Annotated in this window: 21 protein-coding genes; 9 read left to right on the top strand and 12 right to left on the bottom strand. The window is 66.4% G+C overall.

The features are described 5' to 3' along the window. Position 1: 1 nt before the first annotated feature. From AC3G2C_RS15710 to AC3G2C_RS15690, 5 genes are all read right to left on the bottom strand, one after another. Complete coding sequence (locus AC3G2C_RS15710) at positions 2 to 460, bottom strand: SPFH domain-containing protein (protein ID WP_488385572.1); 459 nt, start codon at positions 458 to 460, stop codon at positions 2 to 4. Positions 461 to 788: 328 nt separating this feature from the next. Next, a complete protein-coding gene (locus AC3G2C_RS15705; protein WP_488385571.1) occupies positions 789 to 1,622 on the bottom strand; it encodes a pirin family protein in 834 nt (277 codons plus the stop codon). Positions 1,623 to 1,740: 118 nt separating this feature from the next. Further along, positions 1,741 to 2,415, bottom strand: a complete 675-nt coding sequence (locus AC3G2C_RS15700; RefSeq protein WP_488385570.1) for a YecA/YgfB family protein — start codon at positions 2,413 to 2,415, stop codon at positions 1,741 to 1,743. 66 nt (positions 2,416 to 2,481) lie between these two features. Further along, positions 2,482 to 3,261 carry an exodeoxyribonuclease III gene (gene xth, locus AC3G2C_RS15695; protein ID WP_488385569.1) on the bottom strand — a complete coding sequence of 260 codons (780 nt, stop codon included), beginning with the start codon at positions 3,259 to 3,261 and terminating at the stop codon, positions 2,482 to 2,484. 45 nt (positions 3,262 to 3,306) lie between these two features. Next, on the bottom strand, positions 3,307 to 5,349 hold the full coding sequence (locus AC3G2C_RS15690; RefSeq protein ID WP_488385568.1) for a M3 family metallopeptidase: 2,043 nt from the start codon (positions 5,347 to 5,349) through the stop codon (positions 3,307 to 3,309). Positions 5,350 to 5,476: 127 nt separating this feature from the next. On the opposite strand from AC3G2C_RS15690, the gene AC3G2C_RS15685 reads away from it, so the two are divergent. From AC3G2C_RS15685 to AC3G2C_RS15675, 3 genes are read left to right on the top strand one after another with little or no spacing between them, the layout of a single operon-like run. After that, a complete protein-coding gene (locus AC3G2C_RS15685; RefSeq protein WP_488385567.1) occupies positions 5,477 to 7,207 on the top strand; it encodes a patatin-like phospholipase family protein in 1,731 nt (576 codons plus the stop codon). A gap of 9 nt (positions 7,208 to 7,216) precedes the next feature. Then, positions 7,217 to 7,753 (top strand): gamma carbonic anhydrase family protein, encoded by a 537-nt coding sequence (locus AC3G2C_RS15680; protein WP_488385566.1) that lies wholly within the window; start codon positions 7,217 to 7,219, stop codon positions 7,751 to 7,753. Continuing rightward, a complete protein-coding gene (locus tag AC3G2C_RS15675; RefSeq protein WP_488385565.1) occupies positions 7,750 to 8,016 on the top strand; it encodes a phosphotyrosine protein phosphatase in 267 nt (88 codons plus the stop codon). Before AC3G2C_RS15680 ends, AC3G2C_RS15675 begins: the two co-directional genes overlap by 4 nt. A gap of 72 nt (positions 8,017 to 8,088) precedes the next feature. On the opposite strand, the gene AC3G2C_RS15670 is transcribed toward AC3G2C_RS15675, so the two are convergent. The 5 genes from AC3G2C_RS15670 to aroE all read right to left on the bottom strand — a co-directional run bounded on the left by AC3G2C_RS15670 (position 8,089) and on the right by aroE (position 12,962). Next, positions 8,089 to 8,580, bottom strand: coding sequence for a hypothetical protein (locus tag AC3G2C_RS15670; protein ID WP_488385564.1), 492 nt, complete (start codon positions 8,578 to 8,580; stop codon positions 8,089 to 8,091). Between the two features lie 209 nt (positions 8,581 to 8,789). Then, positions 8,790 to 9,806 (bottom strand): energy transducer TonB, encoded by a 1,017-nt coding sequence (locus AC3G2C_RS15665; RefSeq protein ID WP_488385563.1) that lies wholly within the window; start codon positions 9,804 to 9,806, stop codon positions 8,790 to 8,792. Positions 9,807 to 9,963: 157 nt separating this feature from the next. Beyond that, a complete protein-coding gene (locus AC3G2C_RS15660; protein ID WP_488385562.1) occupies positions 9,964 to 11,733 on the bottom strand; it encodes a peptide-N4-asparagine amidase in 1,770 nt (589 codons plus the stop codon). A gap of 122 nt (positions 11,734 to 11,855) precedes the next feature. After that, a complete protein-coding gene (locus AC3G2C_RS15655) occupies positions 11,856 to 12,119 on the bottom strand; it encodes a YkgJ family cysteine cluster protein (RefSeq protein ID WP_488385561.1) in 264 nt (87 codons plus the stop codon). Between the two features lie 12 nt (positions 12,120 to 12,131). Then, a complete protein-coding gene (gene aroE, locus AC3G2C_RS15650) occupies positions 12,132 to 12,962 on the bottom strand; it encodes a shikimate dehydrogenase (RefSeq protein WP_488385560.1) in 831 nt (276 codons plus the stop codon). A gap of 180 nt (positions 12,963 to 13,142) precedes the next feature. Between aroE and AC3G2C_RS15645 the strand changes: the two genes are divergently transcribed. Then, positions 13,143 to 13,394: a hypothetical protein gene (locus AC3G2C_RS15645; RefSeq protein WP_488385559.1), complete on the top strand. Its 252-nt coding sequence runs from the start codon at positions 13,143 to 13,145 to the stop codon at positions 13,392 to 13,394. Between the two features lie 236 nt (positions 13,395 to 13,630). On the opposite strand, the gene AC3G2C_RS15640 is transcribed toward AC3G2C_RS15645, so the two are convergent. Continuing rightward, positions 13,631 to 15,115: a RimK family ATP-grasp domain-containing protein gene (locus AC3G2C_RS15640; RefSeq protein ID WP_488385558.1), complete on the bottom strand. Its 1,485-nt coding sequence runs from the start codon at positions 15,113 to 15,115 to the stop codon at positions 13,631 to 13,633. 209 nt (positions 15,116 to 15,324) lie between these two features. Here AC3G2C_RS15640 and AC3G2C_RS15635 point away from each other — a divergent pair, with 209 nt between their 5' ends. Further along, positions 15,325 to 15,798, top strand: a complete 474-nt coding sequence (locus tag AC3G2C_RS15635) for a GNAT family N-acetyltransferase (protein WP_488385557.1) — start codon at positions 15,325 to 15,327, stop codon at positions 15,796 to 15,798. 138 nt (positions 15,799 to 15,936) lie between these two features. On the opposite strand, the gene AC3G2C_RS15630 is transcribed toward AC3G2C_RS15635, so the two are convergent. Beyond that, on the bottom strand, positions 15,937 to 16,620 hold the full coding sequence (locus tag AC3G2C_RS15630) for a hypothetical protein (protein WP_488385556.1): 684 nt from the start codon (positions 16,618 to 16,620) through the stop codon (positions 15,937 to 15,939). A gap of 154 nt (positions 16,621 to 16,774) precedes the next feature. Here AC3G2C_RS15630 and lptM point away from each other — a divergent pair, with 154 nt between their 5' ends. The 4 genes from lptM to xerC all read left to right on the top strand — a co-directional run bounded on the left by lptM (position 16,775) and on the right by xerC (position 19,673). Further along, entirely contained in the window at positions 16,775 to 17,164 is a 390-nt protein-coding gene (lptM, locus tag AC3G2C_RS15625) for an LPS translocon maturation chaperone LptM (protein ID WP_488385555.1), read from the top strand. Further along, on the top strand, positions 17,164 to 18,012 hold the full coding sequence (dapF, locus tag AC3G2C_RS15620; RefSeq protein ID WP_488385554.1) for a diaminopimelate epimerase: 849 nt from the start codon (positions 17,164 to 17,166) through the stop codon (positions 18,010 to 18,012). The genes lptM and dapF overlap by 1 nt, the downstream gene beginning before the upstream one ends. A gap of 72 nt (positions 18,013 to 18,084) precedes the next feature. After that, a complete protein-coding gene (locus AC3G2C_RS15615) occupies positions 18,085 to 18,768 on the top strand; it encodes a DUF484 family protein (RefSeq protein WP_488385553.1) in 684 nt (227 codons plus the stop codon). Between the two features lie 14 nt (positions 18,769 to 18,782). Beyond that, positions 18,783 to 19,673, top strand: coding sequence for a tyrosine recombinase XerC (gene xerC / locus AC3G2C_RS15610; protein ID WP_488385552.1), 891 nt, complete (start codon positions 18,783 to 18,785; stop codon positions 19,671 to 19,673). The last annotated feature ends 137 nt before the right edge of the window (positions 19,674 to 19,810 follow it).

The following is a 19,810-nucleotide window of genomic DNA, read 5'->3' as shown; positions in this document are numbered from 1 at the left end:
GTCAGGCGAATTCAAGCTCCACGCGGGTCACCATCATGCCTTGCTCGCGCAGCGCACCGTTCATGCTCTGCTTGAGACGGGTGCCCAGGTCGCGGCAATCGGCGGCATAGGCCTCCGGCTCCTGGCGCAAGGCGGCCAGCGCGCCACCACGAATGAGCTGGTCGGCCTGTTCGATCACCTTTTCGGCGCGCTCGGGCTCCAGCACCTGCCAGTAGACCGTGCCGCGCACGTCGTGGGCATTGGGCAGCAGCTCCTCGAAGCGCAGCACTTGGCCATTCAAGGGCAGGCGGTGTTCCACGCGATCGATCAGCGGGAGGGTCATGTGCAGGCCCGGCTGCAGCAACCGGCTGGGCTTGCCCCTGCGGTAGAGGCTAAACACCTGGTCGGCCGGCACACGCTTGAGGGCGGTCGCGAAAGTCGCGATCAAGGCCAGGACAACGAGTGTAATCAGGGCATTCATGGCAGTAAAAACAACTACTTAGAGTATGAATCTTCGCAAGGAGCTGTAAATTGATGATACAGCTGGTTGCACCCCTTTGGATTAATCCGAATTTAACGACGGAATGACATCTTCTTACAAGCCGGTTTTGGGGCTACATCGTTGATTCTGTGAACCCGACGGCTGGCACGGATGACGTTGCATCGATCGCGCCAACCGTGCCGCCGCCACCGGATTCCCCCTACTGCAAAAGGGTTAACGGCGGTGGCGGGCGGAGATTGAGGCAGGGTCGAAAAAAGCGCGGGCCGGGAGCGATCTGCCGCCCATGGCCCGCGCTCCGGGCCACGGCTCAGAACTTGCCGGCGCGGAAGTCCGCAATCGCCTCGTGGATCTGCTCGGGCGTGTTCATCACGAACGGTCCATAGCGGGCGACGCTTTCGTTAAGCGGATGGCCAGCCACGAGCAGCACGCGGGCGGCACCGTCGAGGCCACGGATCTCCAGCGTGCCACTGCGGGTGAGCACGGCCAGTTCGCTGCGTGCAAGGGGCTCGCCAGCCACCTCGGCCTCCTTGCCTTCGAACACGTAGGCAAATCCGGCGTGGCCTTCAGGCAGGGGCACGCTGACCGACGCGCCCGGCTGCACCGCGATATCCAGGTAGATGGGCTGGGTGATGATTTCTTCCACCGGGCCCACTGCGCCACCGAAGGCACCGGCAATCACCTTCACCTCCACGCCCTCGGCCGGATGCACCACCGGAATGCGCTCGGGACCGATGTCCTGGTAGCGCGGCGCGATCATCTTGTCCTTCGCCGGCAGGTTCACCCACAACTGGAAGCCCCACATCAGGCCGTCTTCTTGCTCGGGCATTTCCGAATGCAGGATGCCGCGGCCGGCGGTCATCCACTGCACGCTGCCCGGGGTGAGGTCGCCGCTGTTGCCGTGGTTGTCACGGTGCTTCATGTGGCCGGCGAGCATGTAGGTCACGGTTTCGAAACCGCGATGTGGATGCTCGGGGAAGCCGGCGATGTAGTCGCCCGCCTGGTCGGAGCGGAACTCGTCCAGCAACAGGAACGGGTCGAGCATGTCCAGGCCGGGCTGGCCGATGACGCGCTTGAGCTTCACACCCGCGCCATCGGAGGTGTCGATGCCGCGGATGCGGCGAACAATGCGGCGGTCAGTCATGGCAGGTCTCCAGAAAGGTGGACTGCCACGCATGATGGCGCTGCGCGCGAGTCCGCCCAAGACCCGAACGGGGAACGGATTGTTCGCTCACAGCGCCAGTGGCGCGCGGCACCTGCGCTCAGTGCACCCAGTGACCGCTGCGCTGGCGCGGTGGCGCTTGGCTGTCGTCCTCCGCGGCGGGACGCACGGCCGCTTCGATCTCGGCCTCGGTCACCGGATGCTGCTGCCAGTAGTGATTCACCGCGCCGAGCACGCCGGGTACCTGCGCCAGGCATTCGTCGTATTCCTCGTCGGTGAGCTTTTCGAACTCCGCTTCGGCGTTGAGGATGCCCTCGTCCACCGCCAGCGCCATCACCGGGCCCAGCATTTCCATCAGCTGCGGATCGTCGGCCAGGCGCTTTTCCCACAGACCGGCGCGCAGGTCGATGCCACGGCTGAAGCCTTCGCACCAACCGGCGGCTGACAGCACCGGGCCGGTTTCGGTATCGATCTCGCCGAGGATCGGCTCGTACGCGTCCACATCCAGTTCGGCGCCGATGGAGTCGTTGAGCTTGGCCAGCAGGGCGAGCACGCGATTGCCTTCGCTCTCGTCGGCGAAAGGTTCGTGCAGCACCTCGGGCAACCATTCCTCCGGCAGCACGTGCGTCGGCCCCACCGCCAGCGCAGAGAGCAGGCCATGCACGCCGTCGAGCAGCAGGTCGCCCTCGCCCACGTGTGTGCGCAGGTATTGGTCCAGTTCGTCGAGTTCGTTGTCGTCCAGCGAACTGGGCCAGTCGGTCTTGGGTGTATTCATTCGTTGCCTTGTTGCGTGGCGTTCATGCCCGCCGTTCCGCCAATGAGCACGGTGAAGGGCTCGCCTTTAGATATCCAGATTCACCGTTACCGGCGTGTGATCGGACGGGCGCTCCCAGGTGCGCGGCGTGCGGTCAATAGTGGCCTCGGTGGCCTTGGATTTGAGCGCCTCGGCGATCAGGATCAGGTCGATTCGCAAGCCCATGTTGCGCCGGAACGCACCCTGGCGATAGTCCCACCAGCTGAAGTGCTCGCCGGCCGGTTCGAACAGGCGGAAGCTGTCGTGCAGGCCCAGATCGGTGATGCGCTTGAGCGCCTCGCGCTCGGGCGGCGAGCACAGGATGTCCTCGCCCCAGGTCGCCGCGTCGTACACGTCGCGGTCGTCCGGCGCGATGTTGAAATCGCCCAGCACCACCAGGTTGGGGTGACGTGCGATCTCGCCTTCGAGGAAGTCGCGCACCTTGGCCAGCCAGTCGAGTTTGTAGGCGTATTTTTCGTCGCCTACGGCCTTGCCGTTGACCACGTAGAGATCCACCACGCGCACGCCGCCGATGGTGGCGGCCAGGATGCGCCGCTGCGGATCGTCCAGGTGGGGAATATCGGTGACCACATCGGCGAATTCGCCATGCGCATCGGCGCGCGCGAGCAGGGCCACGCCGTTGTAGGTCTTCTGGCCGGAGAACACGGCGCGATAGCCGGCCGCGGCCAGCTCATCCACCGGGAACTTGGTGTCCTCCAGCTTGGTTTCCTGCAGCGCCACCACGTCGGGCTTGGCGTCGGCGAGCCATTGGGTAAGGTGCGGCATGCGCACCTTGAGCGAATTGACGTTCCAGGAAGCGATTTTCATGCGGCCATTGTACCCGTCGCTCCCGCAGGAGCGACGGGCGATGCCTCACAGCAGGCCGTGGCTCTTGAGCAGCGCCTCCGGCTGCGGCGCACGACCGCGGAAGGCGATGAAGCTTTCCAGCGCCGGGCGACTCGCGCCCACCGCCAGCACCTCGCGACGGAAACGCTCGCCGGTGGCGCGGTCGATCACGCCGTGTTCCTCGAATTCGCCGAAGGCGTCCGCGCTGAGCAGTTCAGCCCACAGGTAGCTGTAGTAACCGGCGGCATAGCCGCCCGCGAAGATGTGCGAGAACGCGTGCGGAAAGCGCTGCCACGCCGGCGGGTGCAATACGGCCACGTCGTGGCGTACTTCTTCCAGCACGGCCATGGTGCGGGCGCCCTGGCTGGGGTCGTACTCCAGGTGCAGGCGGAAATCGAACATGGCGAATTCGAGCTGGCGCACCAGGAACAGGCCGGCGTGGAAATGCCGCGCGGCCAGCATGCGCTGGAACAAAGCCTCGGGCAGGGGTTCGCCGGTTTCGTAATGACGCGCGAATAGATCCAGCGCCTCGCGGTTCCAGCCGAAGTTCTCCATGAACTGGCTGGGCAGTTCCACCGCGTCCCATTCCACGCCATCGATGCCGCCGATGGAGGGCAGGGCGATGTCGGTGAGCAAGTGATGCAGGCCGTGGCCGAACTCGTGAAACAGCGTAAGCACGTCGTCGTGGGTGAGCAGCGCGGGGCGACCTTCGGTGGGCGGCGCGAAGTTGCAGGTGAGGAAAGCCACCGGCAGCTGCTCGTGCTCGCCGTCGCGGAAGCGGGCGCGGCACACGTCCATCCACGCGCCGCCACGCTTGCCGTTGCGCGCGTAGAGGTCGACATAGGCGCCGGCGAATACGCGACCATCGGCGTCGCGCATGTCGTAATAGCGTACGTCCGGATGCCACACGTCCACGCCGTCGCGCGCACTGAGGGTGATGCCGTACAGGCGCTGGGTGAGGCCAAACAGGCCATCGATTACCGCCGGCAACGGGAAGTAGGGTTTGAGCTGCTCTTCGTCCAGGTCGTACTGCTGCTGGCGCAGCTTCTCCGAAGCGTAGGCCACGTCCCAGGATTCGAGGTTGTCGAGCTTGAGTTCCTTGGTAGCGAAATCGCGCAGCGTGCTCAGCTCAGTGCGCGCCACCGGCTTGGCGCGCACGGCCAGGTCGTGCAGGAACTCCATCACCTTGGTGGGCGAGTCGGCCATCTTGGTCGCCAGCGATTCCTCGGCGGCGTTGGCAAAGCCCAGCAGTTGGGCGGCTTCGTGGCGCAGGGCCATGATGCGTTCAATGCGCGCGCTGTTGTCGTATTTGCCGGCCTGCGGCCCTTGGTCGGAGGCGCGCGTCTGGTAGGCCCAGTACACACGTTCGCGCAGGCCACGGTTGTCGGCATAGGTGAGCACAGCCTGCACGCTGGGCTGCTTGAGGGTGACGAGGTAGCCCTCAAGGTCCTGTTCCTTGGCGTACTGACGCAGCACAGCGAGGCTGGATTCGGGCACGCCGGCCAGGTCGCGCTCGTCGGTGATGTGCTCGTGCCAGGCATCCGTGGCGTCCAGCACGGCGTTGGAGAACTCGGTGGACAGGCGGCTCAGTTCCACGCCGATGTCGCGGTAGCGCGAACGCGCCGGCTCCTCCAGCGCTACACCGGACAAACGGAAGTCGCGCAAGGCGTGTTCCACCAGCGCACGCTCCGGGCGCGGCAAGCTGGCGAAGTCCGGTGCGTCGGCCAACGCCTGCACGGCCTGGTAGAGCGCGCGGTTCTGGCCTACTTCGATGGCGTGCTCGGTGAGCTTTTCCTCGGCCGGGCCATACACCTCGCGCAGCGCTTCGCTGTCGGCCACCGAATGCAGGTGACCCACCGGCGCCCAGGCGCGCGCCAGGCGCTGCTCCAGGCGTTCCTGCGGCAGCATCACGCTGGCGAAATCATGCGCTGCGCCAGGGGCGGTGAGCGCCTCGATACCGGCCCGGTAATCGGCCAGCAAGGTATCGATGGCGGGTGTCACCTGCTCGGGGCGGATCTGCGAGAACGCCGGCAGTGCATCGTCGGCCAGCAGCGGATTGGGGTGTTCCATGAAATCTCCTTGGGTACCTGCGCCTATCAGGTCGGCCGCCAGCGTGGCGAGCGACCCCGCCGAAATCAAGCCACGCAGCGCCGCCAACGCTCACGAACTGTCATGAGGCGCGCCGTACCATCGCGCCATGTCGACCCCTGATTTCTCCGCCCTGCTGCGTCGAAGCGACGTGTTCAGGCACCTGGGCGAGGATGTGCTCGCCGCGCTGCTCCCTCAATTGCAATGGTTTTCCCTACCTGGCGGGCGCAGCCTGTTCCATCAGGGCGACCCGGCCGATGCGCTGTACCTGGTGGTCAGCGGCAGCCTGGGCGTGTTTGCCGGGCCGGGCCGGCGCGTGCGCCTGGTGGCCGCTGGCGACAGCCTGGGCGAGATCGGCCTGATCACCGGCGAAGGCCGCCAGCATACGGCGCGCGCCCTGCGTGACACCGAACTGCTGCGGCTGGACCTGGATGCCTACGAAGACCTGGCGCGACGTTATCCACAGGCCATGCTCGGCGTGGCGCGGGTGGCGATCGCGCGGCTGCAGGAGCGCATGCGCGGCGACGAGAACCCGGGCACCGCGCGCACGTTCGCCTTGTTGCCGGTGAGCGCGGACGTACCGGCACGCTCGCTCGCCATGCAACTGGCGATGGAGCTGGAGCACGTGGGCACCTGCGCGGTGATCGACGCCGAGCACGGCGCCAATCGCGGCAGTGATTGGTTCGCCGAACGCGAGGCGCAGGCGCGCTTCGTGATCTACCTGGACTGCACCGGCGACCCGCTATGGCGCCAGCGCTGCCTGCGCCAGGCCGACGTGTTGCTGCTGCCGGCGATGGCCGCGCAAGCCGCCCGGGCCTGGCCGGAAGCCGCGCCCATGCAGCCTGAGCGCGCCGGTTACCGACCGCGCCACCTGATTTTGCTGCACCCCGGACGCCAGCCCAGCCTGGGTGCCGCGCAGCGCTGGCGCGCGCAGTTCGACGGCGACCTGCAGCACCACCACGTGGGCGGCCGTGACGACATGGCGCGCCTGGCGCGGCAGGTGAGCGGGCACGCGCGCGGCCTGGTGCTGGCCGGTGGCGGTGCGCGCGGCGTATCGCATCTGGGCGCGCTGCGCGCCCTGCTGGAGGCCGGCTACAGCTTTGACGCCGTGGGCGGCACCAGCATCGGCGCGATCATCGGCGCGGGTGTAGCGGCTGGCTGGGAGCTGGACGCCATGGTGGAATCGTTCCGCCGCGATTTCGTGGAAGGGCGCCCGCTGTCGGATTGGACGGTGCCGGTGGTGGCGCTGACGCGGGGTCGACGCGCGGCCGTGATGCTGCGACGCACCTTTGGCGCGCTGGCCATCGAGGATCTCTCGCTGCCGTTCTTTTGCATCTCCACCAGCCTCTCCGGCGAGGGCATGGTGGTGCATCGCCATGGTCCGCTGTGGCTGTGGTTGCGCGCCTCCAGCGCCATCCCGGGCGTGCTGCCGCCGGTGCTGCACCAGGGTGGCGTGTACGTGGATGGCGCGCTGGTGAACAACCTGCCCACCGATGTGATGGCCGAGGATGGCGTGATGCACCTCACCGCGCTCGATATCCGCGCGGAGATTTCCCTGCTTACCACCGCCGAAGAATTCGCCACGCCGCCGTGGTGGCGCCTGCTGCTGGGTGGGCGGGCCATCCAGCGGCCAGGGCTGATGTCCACCCTGGTGCGCGCGGCCATGGTGAACAGCGAAGGCCCCAGCGAGCATCGCCGCGAGCGTGCCGATCTATTGATCACGCCGCCGCTGGAGCACATCGGCATGCTGGACTGGAAGGACTGGCAACGCGCCATCGACACCGGCTATCGCCACACCCAGAAAGTGCTGGAAGCACAGGCACAAGGGTATCGGCGCTAAACTTGCGCGATGGAACCGATCCGCAAATACAAGGGCATCTGGCCCACCCTGCATCAGCGCGTCTACGTCGACCCCGCCGCCACGGTGATCGGGGCGGTGGAGCTGGCCGATGACGTCTCCATCTGGCCCGGCGCCGTGCTGCGTGGTGATGTGCACTACATCCGCGTGGGCGCGCGCAGCAACGTGCAGGACGGTGCGGTGATCCACGTGACGCACGACGGCCCGTATTCGCCGGGCGGCTTTCCCACCGTCATCGGCGAAGGCGTCACGGTCGGCCACGGTGCGGTGATCCATGCGTGCACCATCGAGGACTATTGCCTGATCGGCATGCACGCCACCGTGCTCGATGGCGCGGTGGTGAAGAAGCATGGCTTTGTCGGGGCGGGCAGCCTGATTCCGCCGGGCAAGGTGGTGGGCGAGGGCGAACTGTGGCTGGGCAACCCCGCCAAGCGGGTGCGCGTGCTCAGCGACAAGCAGATCGAGCAGCTGCACTACTCGGCCGATCACTACGTGCGCCTGAAAGACGAGTACCTCGCCGCACTGTGAGCACACGTCGCGTCCTGTTCCTGTGCAGCCGCCATCGGTTGCGCAGCCCCACCGCCGCCGCGGTGTTCGGCGCGTGGCCGCAGCTGGAGGTCGATTCGGCCGGCCTTGCCGCTGACGCGGAAACACCGCTCGGTGTCGAGCAGGTTGCATGGGCGCAGCTCATCGTGGTGATGGAGCCGGCGCACAAGCGTCGCCTGCAGGCCCGCTTTGGCGCGCACATGCGCGGCAAGCGGGTGCTGTGCCTGGATATTCCCGACCGCTAGGACTACATGCAGCCCGAACTGGTCGAGCTATTGCTCAAGAAGGCCGGACCACTGCTGCGCTAACCTGCCTGCTCAGAGCATTGAGCCGGTATTGGCCGAACGCTGCTGCGCCTGTATGGCGGCCGCGCGTGCTTCGTCCTTGCGAATCTGGATCTGTCGCTGCGCATCCAGCTTGCCGCCGAGCAGGGAGAGAATGTAGTTGGTGCTGTCGAACTCGCGCAGCAACGCAAGCTCGCGCTGCGCCTCGTCGAGATTGTTGTCGTTGATCGCGCGCTCCACCTCGGCGGAGGCGTTGGGGAAAGCATCGTGCAGTTGTTCCTGCGCGGTGGCGTTGCTGGGATCGAGCTGCAACACGCTGAGGTAGAACTCATAGGCATTGCTGCCGGCCGGCGCCACCAGGCGGTGTTCGTTCACCGCGGTCTTGGCCAGGTCGAGCAGGATGCTCACGCCGCTATCGTCTTTCGCAGCGCCCGCTTGGGCACCCGCGCCCGCTGCCGCACTGCTGCCGTGCGCGCCAAACGCCCACCAGCCTCCCAGCGCCGCCACCACCAAAACCGCTACCACGGACACAGCCAAAAGCGCCCGCTTGCGCGGCGCGATAGACGCTAGAGGAGACATGACACCCTGTCGAATGGACCCCGCGCGCAGGAGCGTCTGAATCCAGTCGTCCCGGCGGAACTGTCACGCTATCGACATTTCATGTCAGGGATATGACTTCAAACAGCCGTCCAAACCATGGCTCACTGAAGAGCGCGATGGTCATCACGCCCGATTCAGAGTCGGAACTCGATGCGCTGACGCACCTGCGCGGCCACCGGCTTGCCTTCCTGCGTGCTGGGCGCGAACTGCCAGCGCGATACCGCCGCCAGCGCCGCGCGATCGAACACATACTTTGGATCGGCGTCGGCCACGCTGGCGCCGCTGACGCTGCCATCCGGCTGCACGGTAAACACCACATCCACCCAGCCTTGGCGCCTCGCACGGCGGGCTTCGGCAGGGTAGGCCGGCTCCACGCGATGCGTGAGCACCGGTGACGCACCCGCCGTGGCGTCGACCGGCGCCGGGGTCGTCGCGCGCGGCTTGGCCGCCGGGCGCGGTGCTGCCTCCACCGGCGTGGATTCCACATGCAGCTTGGACAGCGGCGACTCGTTGGGTTGCGCTGCCGCCAGCTTGGCAGGTGCCTGCACGGCAGCGGGCACGGGCGCGGCGACCGCCGGCGACGCAGCCACCACCGCGCTCGGTGCCGGCGTAGCCGGCGCCTGCTCACGACGAGCGGGTGTCGGCGTGGGCGTACGCTGAGCCAGCGCCTGTGCATCCTGCTGGGCCTGCAACTTGGCGCGCAACAAGGTCAAGGTGTAGTTCTGTGGATCGGCACGGGTGAGCAACTCGATCTCACGTTGCGCCTCCTCTGCGTTGCCGGCATCGATGGCCTGCTCGGTGGCCTGCGCGGCGAACGGGAACGTTTCGCGCAAAGCATCTTGCGCCACCCGATTCTGCGGCTCGCGCTTGAGCACGGCCAGGTAGAACTCGAAGGCGTTGCTGCCGGCGGGTGCGACGAGTCGACGTGCGGCGATGGCGTCGCGCGCATGCTGCAGCAATTCGTCGGTGGCCGCACCCTCTCGCACCACCGGCCCACTGCTCACGACCACCGGCGCTAGCGGGGCATCGGCATCGGCCAGGCTGCGCAAGCGCCAGTAGAGGAACCCAGCCGCCGCCACCATCAACAACAACACAATCAGAAACGTATAGCGGGCAATGCCTTGGGTATGACGCGAAGCAACGATGGACATGGGCGACGCAACGAATGAGAGGAGGGGCCGGCGCAACCGTGCGCCCGCGGGGCGCGCCAGCTTAGTGAACAGATATGTCCGAGATGTTGCCCATGCCGTCAAACGTGATGTACATCACAGTCGACGCGGCACCGCCGCGTCGACTGCCAAACCGGGATCAGTGCCCCGGCAGCACGCTGCTGTCCGGCGACCCATCCGGATGCGCAAACCAGGACACGCGGTTCTGCTGGTCGGTGCAGCCCTTGCCCGTGCGGTAGCTGGCCAGGGCGCCGCTTTGCGTGGTGAGTTCGGTGCGGTAGCAGCTGCCGCGCGTATCGCGGAACGCAAAGTTCTGCGAACTCTGCTGTCCGCTGTGGCTGGTCAAGGCGCCGCTGGCGTCGAAGACCAGGGTATCGGCGCTATCGACATGGTTATGCACGTCGTAGCCATAGGCCGGCAGGCCGAACAGCCGCTGCTCGCCGCGTTGTGCATAACCTTGGTGGATGGTGCTGGCCGCCGTCGTGCTGCCGTCGCTACCCACCACCTGGTTGTAGTCGAGCGAGAACGGATACTCGTAGCGCTGGTGGCGCTCGATGGCCGGGAAGCCGCCGATACGCGTGCTGCTGACGCTGTCCACCCAGGTGCGCTGGGCGGTCTGCTGGCGATACGTGCTGGCGTTGATGGTGAAGGTCTGGCTGTCATCGAAGCCGACGTTCTGCGTGACCGTGCTGGTCACGCGCCCGTGCGAGGTCTGCACGTAGCCCTCGATGACGAAGCGACGATCCAGCTTGGTGGTGATCGCTCCGGTGACGTTGCCGCTGGCATCGGTCGCCAACGTGCTGCCGATCACCGGCGTGGGTGCCTGCCCCACCAGGGTGTTGCGGGTGATCTTGCCAGTGACCTGTTTGGCGTGGGCATCGCGATACACCAGCAGTGCCGCCGTGGCCGAGAACGAATTGTTCGCGCCGGCCACCTGCAAGGACACCTGATGCGGCGTGCCGTCGCTCAACTGGCCGGCGAACGGCGTGAGGTCCACGCGGTAAGGCATGAAATTCAAGGTCTGCACACCGGGCGTCGGCCGCCACAGATACGGATCGATGCCGCCCGTGTAGACCCAGGGATACACCGGCGCCACGCCGGCCGGCTGGCCGTCGATGCTGATTTCCGCCTCGCGGAAATTGCCGCCGCCGCATTCCTGCACTTGCGCGGCATAGGTATTGGGCACGCAGGTATACCAGAACTCATCGCCGCCCTGGCTCTGCGTGAACACGTCCAGGTAGACGCGCTCCACGTTGAGCGGCAGGGTGAGGGTGCGCGAAAGCGTATCGGTCGGTGTGTTGAGGCTGACCGTGCTGCCCACCGGGTCGCTGCCCAGCGGGTACACCGCATCGGGCACGTCGGCCGCGCGGGCGCGCGCCGATGCGGGGTAGAACAGCAAGCGCGCGCTGCCATGGATCACACCGGTATAGGTGCTGTTGACCAGGTTGCCGATGATGGCCTGGCCTTGCCCGGCACCTTGAAACAGGCTGCTGTAATCGGTGAGGTCGCGCTCCACGTGCCAGGCCGGCGAGACGGTGGCGGAGGGCTCCTGGGTGGTGCCGAAGTAGAGGTTCACGCCGTTGAGCCACAGCGTGGCGGTGCGATCGTATTGGCGGCCTGCCGTGACCGAGAAATCGGCCTCCAGCACCACCTTTGCCCATGGCCCACCGCAGGATGCCGGCGGCGTGTAGCTGAAGGGACGCGTGCCGAAATCATCGAAGCTGTCGTTGGTGAACAAGGTCACCACGCACGGCTGACCCGGCGGACGCGGCACGCCCGGATCGGCCACGACCACGCCGGTCGCGCCAATCACCGGATCAGCCTTCAACGGCGCGGCCACGCTACCCAACGACAGGCACAACAGTACGGCAACCGCCAAGCGTTGGCGGACGATCCCCACAGGCAACATAACGCTCACTCCCCGCAATGTGCCCCCTGCGCCGCGCACGCTAGCACGAGTGAAGAAGCTCGTGGACATTCGGCCGTATGGAATGCCGATTGCGTACGCCCAAGCGTGCGTGTTCGTCAGCCCTAACGCGTTGCCTGCTCCAGCGCCGCAAGATACGCAAGCGCACGCTCGCGCGTGACGCCGCACATACTTGCTTCCGGACGCAGGCCGCCGCACACGGCCGGCCGCTCAGGCTGGCCGAACAGCTTGCAGCGAAGGTCGTCTGTCAGTTGCACGCAAGGCACACCTGCCGGCTTGCCGTTCGGCATGCCAGGGATCGGCGAGGAGATCGACGGCGCGATGCAGCAGGCGCCGCAACCGGCGCGGCAGGACAGCGGTGTGCTCATCGCGCCATCGCGTCAGCCGTATTGCTGACGCAGCTGTGCGTACACGGGGTCGGTGTCAGGACGCTGGCCGTGCCACAGCTCGAACGCATCGGCGGCGGTTTCCACCAGCATGCCCAGGCCATCGAAGGCGTAGCGTGCGCCGGCCGTGCGGGCCCAGGCGAGGAAATCCAGGGCGGCCTTGCCGTAGGAGAGGTCGTAGCACAACGCGCGGTTGCCCACGATGGCGAACGGCAGGTCCAGCGACTTGCCCAGCACGCCGGCGGAGGTGGCGTTGACGATCAGGTCGAACGCGCCGAGGTCCGCGAGATCCTCCCAATAGCGCGTATGGGCGCGCGCGGGTTCGCCGATGGCATCGGCCAGCGCATCGGCCGCTTCGGGCGTGCGATTGACGATGGTGAGCGTTTCCACGCCCGCATCCAGCAACGACCAGGCCACGCCGTGCGCAGCGCCACCGGCGCCAAGCAGCAGGGCGGTGTGGCCGCGCAGGTCCACGCTGTGACGCTCGGTGATGTCGCGCACCATGCCCGCACCGTCGGTGTTGTGGGCAGCGAGGCGACCGCCGGGCAGGGCGGTGAGCACGTTGGCGCTGCCAGCGCGGCGCGCGGCTTCGGTGCTTTCGTCGGCCAGTGCAAAAGCAGCCGCCTTGTGCGGCAAGGTTACGTTGGCGCCACGCGCGCCCGCAGCGAAGAACTCGCGCACCGCCGCCTCGAACGCGGCCGGTGCGGCGTCAATGGTGCGGTATTCCAGCTCCAGCCCGAACTGGCGGGCGAAAGCCTGGTGAATATGCGGCGACAACGAATGGCTGATGGGGTGGCCAAACACCGCGAACTGTCCTGCACTCATGCGCACTCCTTGGTGATTTCGATGCCCGGGCGACTGGCGTCCAGGCCTATCCGACCGCCCATTTTACCCGGCCCTCGCGCGCCCTGCCGACACCCGGCAAACCGCGCCGTTGTGCCCATCGCAGGTTTTGAGACCGACGCGCGGCAGGCTGTGCCCAACGCCACTCACCGGACCTTCGCCATGCGCCGTACCGATGCCACCCATCACGAACGCCTGCTCGGCGGCGCCTTGCTGTGGCTGCTGGCCGGTGGATTGTTGTTGCTCACCACCCTGGTGCCTGCGCACACCCGCACACTGGGCTGGACGCCGGCCTTCTGGCTGGTGGGCGCGCCGCTGGTGGTGCTGCTGGTGCTGGAGCCGGCCTTGCCGCGCCAGTTGCTGGCGCTGTGCCGGCCGCGCCGTCGTCGTGCGGCGAGCATGATCTGGAACTGACGCGCGCACGCGCACGAATTCACTTGGCAGTGGATGCCGCGGCCGGAGCGCCGTGGCGTGGGGCTTCGCGACGGCCTTGGATGGCTGGGCACTTTGCGAAGGCGGCGCGAAGGAACGCGCTGGCGTGACGGCAGTCCACGGATGGCCTGCCGGAATCACCCCACCCATCGGGTTCGCCTAACGCCTTGCAGCAGACTCGCAACACGATGAGGCGCGGTTTGCCGTGCGTGTGGCCGTCAATCCACCACGCCCAGGCGCTTGCGCTCCATGCGGCGCAGAAATTCCTTCATGATGCGGCGATACAGCTCTTCGCCCAGGTACTCGTCTTCCACACCGGCGTCGATCGATGGGTTGTCGTTTACCTCGATCACCACCGGCTTGTCGCCCACGCGTTTGATGTCCACGCCGTAGAGGCTGTTGCCGACGGCCTGGGTGGCCTTGAGTGCAAGCTTGACCACATCCGACGGCGCCTTCTCGATGGGAATGGTCTCCGAATCCCCTGTCTTGGATGCGCCCTTGGCGCCGTGGTTATAGATCTGCCAATGACCGCGGGACATGAAATATTTGCACGCGTATAGCGCCTCGCCATTGAGCACGCCGATGCGCCAGTCGTACTCGGTGTAGACGAACTCCTGCGCCAGTAACAGCGCACTGTGCTGGAACAGCTCGGCGGTGGCTTGGCCCAGCGCCTGCTCGTTCTCCACCTTGACCACACCGCGTGAGAAAGACCCGTCGGGGATCTTAAGCACCAGTGGATAGCCCAGCCGCTTGGCGACCTCTTTCAAGCCCTTGGCATCGTCGCGATAGAGAATCTCGGTACGCGGCACCGCGAGCTTGTGCGACACCATCAAGTCATTGAGGAAGATCTTGTTGGTGCAGCGGAGGATGGAGGTGGGATCGTCGATCACCACCATGCCTTCGCGCTCGGCGCGATGCGCAAAGCGGTAAGTGTGGTTGTCGCTGGCGGTCGTTTCGCGAATGAACAGGCCGTCGTACTCAGCGAGCCGCTGGTAATCGTTCTTGCCGATGGGATCGACCTCGATACCCAGCTCCTTGCCGGCGGCAATGAACAGCTTCTGCGCCTTCTTGTTGGAGGGCGGCATGAGTTCGGCCGGGTCCACCAGCATCGCCACGTCGTAGCGAAATTGCTTTCGCGCCTTGGGCTTGCGCCACAGTTTCTTGCTGAAGCGGTCAAGCTCTTCGGCGAAGGCATCTTCTTGCTGATCCACCAGCGTATGCAGGCCCACCGGTTTGATCGCGCTCACCTGCCACACGCGGTCGCGCTCGAATTCGATGCGCAGCAGCGGGCAGGGAAACATTTCGAACACCTGGCGGGCCAGGTCCTGCAGGTCGGGGTAGGCGGTCTGGCCGAAGTAGACCAGGATGCCGAAGTCGGTAGTGTCGCGACCGCCGGCGGGCAGGAAGTGGGTGAGCTTGGTGCTGAGGTCTTCGATATCCAGGCCATACAGCGAGCGGCGGCGCAGGTCGTTCACCGTGCGCACCGACGGCATCACGCGGTGGCCGCGCGCCTCGGCGAGCAGCGACACGTAATAGCCCGTGCCCAGGTACTTGTAGCTGCGGCACAGGTTGATGACGTGTGTGCGCTCATCGTCCACGCCCACCGGCTCGCGCAGGTAGTCCATGGCGGTTACGACGTCGACGGACGGGTAGTAGGAGCTCCAGTCGGAGGCCTTCTCCACGACAATGACGAGACGGGTCATGACACCTCGATGGAAGCAAACCCTTTGAGTGTCGTCACGTGGGGAAACGGGGCGGCACCGCACAAGGGCCGCAGTGTGGCACAGCCAGCGCACGGCACAAGACACCGCACTGAAGCAAGATTAAATGCCCCAAAGGTCGCGATTGCTCCCCGGAGGTGACGGGACTAGAGTGCGCGCCTTGTCCGCTTGCCCGCCGGGATCCTCCGTTGATGACGCCCCTGCCCGCGACCGCCGCCGTACGCGTGCGCCGCGCCGAACTTTCCGATCTCGATGACCTGGTATCGCTGGAGGAGCGCAGCTTTGCGACGGATCGCCTGAGCCGCGCGCAATACCGCCGCCACCTGGACAGCGAAACCGCGCAAGTGCTGGTCGCCAGTGCCAATCACCGGAAGTTCCTGGGCACGGCCGTGGTGTTCTTTCGCAAAGGCTCGCAGGTGGCTCGCCTGTACTCCATCGCCACCCACGCCGAGGCACGAGGCAAGGGCGTAGGGTCAGCCTTGCTCGATGCCGCCGAGCAGGCCGCGCGACGCCGACGCTGCACATCGCTGCGGCTGGAAGTGCGCACGGACAACGACACCGCCATCCGCCTCTACGAACGCCTGGGCTATCACCGCATCGGCCACTACGCGCGCTACTACGGCGACGGTGCCGATGCTTGGCGCTACGAGAAGACCCTGGACTGAAACCACGCGAAAGCCGGTGCTTTCGTGATTGGCGCCCGCTTGCCGGTGCTTTTGCATACCTCACCACCTACGGTGAGGAAGCAGATGATGGACGCGCGGCCGAGCGAAGGGCGCGCCGGGCGCGGCCTGCGCTAAGCCTCAGAAGGGTTGGGCGATGCGTTGCGCGGTGGCGTCATCAGGGCGCGCCACGAGGGCGCCGGTGCGCATCAGGCCGACCGAGTAGTGCCCCTGATCGACCAGGGGCAGATACACGCCACTGCCGAACAACGCATCCACCGCCGGCACCCACGTCGGATATTGCTTGTGCAGGTCGAGCAGGTCGAAGTCGCCAGCTTCTTTGAAGTCCACCACGGTACGCGGGGCCTGGGCTTCCTGCGCTGCGTCGTCGTAGCGACCGGAGAGGCGATCGATCCGATACAGCGGCGGCAAACCGGCGAGCAGGGCGCCGCTCTTCCATTTCAACACTACCGCCTCCAGGCGCCAGGCATCGCCTGCCACCTGCACCTCGCGGCTGGCGCCATCGGGCCAGTGCAGAGTGAGCGCCCAGCGCTGGGGCGAGAGAATGCGCGCATTGATCTCCACCACCGGAGCCTCTTCCGACCAGAGCCGGTAACCGCGCAAGGCCAAGCCCATGCCGGCCAGCATCACGGTCAACGCAAAGGTCACCAGTACGAGCGCCGCACGGGCAGCCGCGGCCAGCGACTGTCCGCTGTGCAATCGCTCGCGCAGCGCCACCAATTGCACCAGTGTGAAGAACAGGGTGATCACTGCCAGGATCAGCAGGATCGTCGTCGGCAGGCGCAGCAGCGCGGTCCAATCCATCTTTGTGCTTTTACTTCCGTACCGCACCGGGGCGGCGACGGCCGCATGATAGCGGTTGCCCCGCCTGCTGCGTGGGGTTCCCGCATCGGCGCATCGCTCGCAGGCTGTAGGTGGCTTGCCTATACTCCACCGGTCCCTGCCGGAAACCATGTCCATGCGCCGAACCCTGCTACTGCTCCCGCTGTGCTCCGCCGCTGCCTTGCTGGCCGGTTGCGGCAACAAGGGCCCGCTGTACCTGCCCAAGCCGACGCCGGCGCCCGCCGCCGCGCCAGTAAAGCCGGCTGCGCCCGCCGCTACGGCCGCAGCGGCAACACCGGCCGCCACCGCAGCGCCCACGGTGGTGCATGGCTTCGTGACCGACGTGACGGCGTTCAATGCCTTCATCGACACGCATCCCACGCCCGAACAGTTCCGCGCCACCTACCCCGATGTGCTGCTGGTGACGCCGGGCATGCCGAGCACCCGAGAGCTGCGCAACAACAACAGCCGCTATTTCGCCGAATTGGATGCGCAAGGCCGCATCGTCGGCGGCAAGTTCATGTAATGCGCCTGCACTTCACCAAGATGCACGGCATCGGCAATGACTTTGTCATGCTCGATTGCCGCCACCAGCCGTTCGCGCTCGACGCGGCGCAGATTCGCGCCATCGCCGATCGCCACACCGGCGTGGGTTTCGACCAGCTGATCAGCATCGAGCCGCGGCGCGATCCCACCTGCGCGTTCTACTACGGCATCTGGAATGCCGATGGCACGCCGTCGGGCCAGTGCGGCAACGGCGTGCGTTGCGTGGCTGCGTGGCTGCATCGCGCCGGCGAACTGGCCCTTGGCGATACCGTGCGATTGGAAAGCCCTTCGGGTCCGGTAACGGTGCGCCTGAGCGGGCCCAACGAAGTCACCGTGGACATGGGCGTACCGCAGTTCGAACCTGCGCGTATTCCTTTCGAGGCCACGGACGACGCCGAGCAACACACCTTGATGGTGGAAGGGCAGGCGCTGGAGATCGGCGTGGTGTCCATGGGCAATCCCCATGCCGTGGTCGTGGTGACGGATCTTGCGGCGCCCGCGCTGGAGCAACTCGGGCCGGCCATCACCAGCCACCCGCGTTTTCCACAACTTGCCAACACCGGCTTTGCACAGGTGGTGAACCGCGAGCAGTTGCGCCTGCGCGTGCACGAGCGCGGCGCCGGCTGGACCCAGGCCTGCGGCACTGGGGCCTGTGCAGCCATGGCGGTGCTGCATCGGCGCGGCGTCGTCGGCGAGCGCGTGCGCGTAGCCTTGCCTGGCGGCGAACTCACCATCGACTGGGCCGGCCTCGGCCATACGCTGTGGATGACCGGACCGGCAGCCTTCGTGTTCGAGGGCGAATGGCTCGATTCATCCACGGTACGTTGAAAGCGGGCCCACGAACCTCGACACTCGGCCCTACAAGGCACCGTTCCAACCCACCGGTTTGAGGTAACGCGCATGTCCGACACCGCCTTCGCCGACACCCTGAGCGCCAGCGATGTGGCCGCGTATCTGCGCCGCCACCCCGAATTTCTTAGCGATTACCCTGACCTGGCCGCGCAGCTCACCCTGCCGCGCGAGCAGGGGCCGGTGGCATCGCTGGCGGTTTACCAGTTGCAGAGCCTGCGCGAAAAGAACACCGAGCTGGAGCGCCAGCTCGCCAACCTGATGGGCATCGCCGCCGAGAACGAGCGGCTGATGCAGCGCGTACACGACCTCAACGTAGCCGTGCTGCGCGCCACCACACCTGCCGTAGCGGCCCGCAGCGTGGTGGCGCGACTGGCGGAGGATTTCCAGACCGACCAAGTGCGCCTGCTGCTGTTTGGTGCCATCAGCCTGCCGCCAGCCGACTGGCTCGTGCACGTACCCGGTGGCCGCGCCTCGCTACCGGAGTTCAGCGACTTTCTCGCCAACCATGAACCGGTGTCCGGTCGTTTGTCCGCCGAGCGCCTGTACCGTCTATTCGGCGAACACGCACCGGAGATCCATTCCTCGGCGATCATGCCGCTGGGCGAGTTCGGCATCCTGGCGATCGGCAGCAGCGATGCGGATCATTTCCAGCCCGGCATGGGTACGCTGTTCCTGAAGATGATCGCCGCCACTGTCACCGCCGCGCTGCGCCGTTCGCACGAAGGCGTGTAAACGAAGGCTGCCGCATGACCCCGCAGGAACAGGTCGACGCCTGGCTCGCCCGTCTGGCGGGCGAGCGCCATGCATCGGTGCACACCGTGGATGGCTACCGCCGCGATCTAGGCAAGCTGCTGCGCTGGATGAAGCACCAGGGCGTGGATCGCTTCGATGCTCTCGACGCGCACCGCATGCGCGGCTTCGTCGCTAGCGAGCATCGCGGCGGCCTGTCGCCCAAGAGCCTGCAGCGACTGCTCTCCTCCTGCCGTAGCTTGTTCCGCCACCTCACCCGCGAAGGCACGCTCGCACACGATCCGCTAGCCGGCGTGCGCGGCCCCAAAGTGCATCGCAAGCTGCCGCAAGTATTGGACGTGGATGAAGCCGCGCAATTGGTGGAAGGCCCCGGCGAAGGTAGCCTGAACCTACGCGACCGCGCCATGCTGGAGTTGTTCTATTCCTCCGGCCTGCGCCTGTCCGAACTCACTGGCCTGCGCTGGCTGGATCTGGATCTGCACACCGGCGAGGTACGCGTGCTGGGCAAGGGCGCGAAAACCCGCATCGTGCCAGTGGGCCGCCATGCCATCGCTGCACTGCAGGCGCTGGGCCAAGCTGAAGGCATGCAGCCGGAGTTGCCGGTGTTCAAGGGCCGCGGCGGTGCGCCGATCAGCCAGCGCGCCGTGCAATTGCGCCTAAAAACCATCGCGCTGCAACTGGGCATGCCCAAGCGCGTGCACCCGCACTTGCTGCGCCACACGTTCGCCAGCCACATGCTCGAATCCTCTGGCGACCTGCGCGCCGTGCAGGAGCTGCTCGGCCACGCCGACATCGCCACCACCCAGATCTACACGCACCTGGATTTCCAGCATCTGGCCAGGGTCTATGACGCGGCGCATCCCAGGGCCAAGTCAAAACACAAGTAGCTTCGCTCCAAACCTCAAGAAGCCACCCGCTGACACTTGAGAGTTGCGCATCGACTGCCGTCGATGCGCAATAGACTCTGCTTCTTGGTCAGATGCCCCAAATGACAGTGACGAGCACGTTCCTCAACGTGTCTGCA

The sequence above is a fragment of the Frateuria sp. sgz306004 genome (assembly GCF_057750885.1).
Note: the sequence above shows the minus strand (reverse complement) of the source record. Positions and strands in the feature narration are given on the sequence as shown.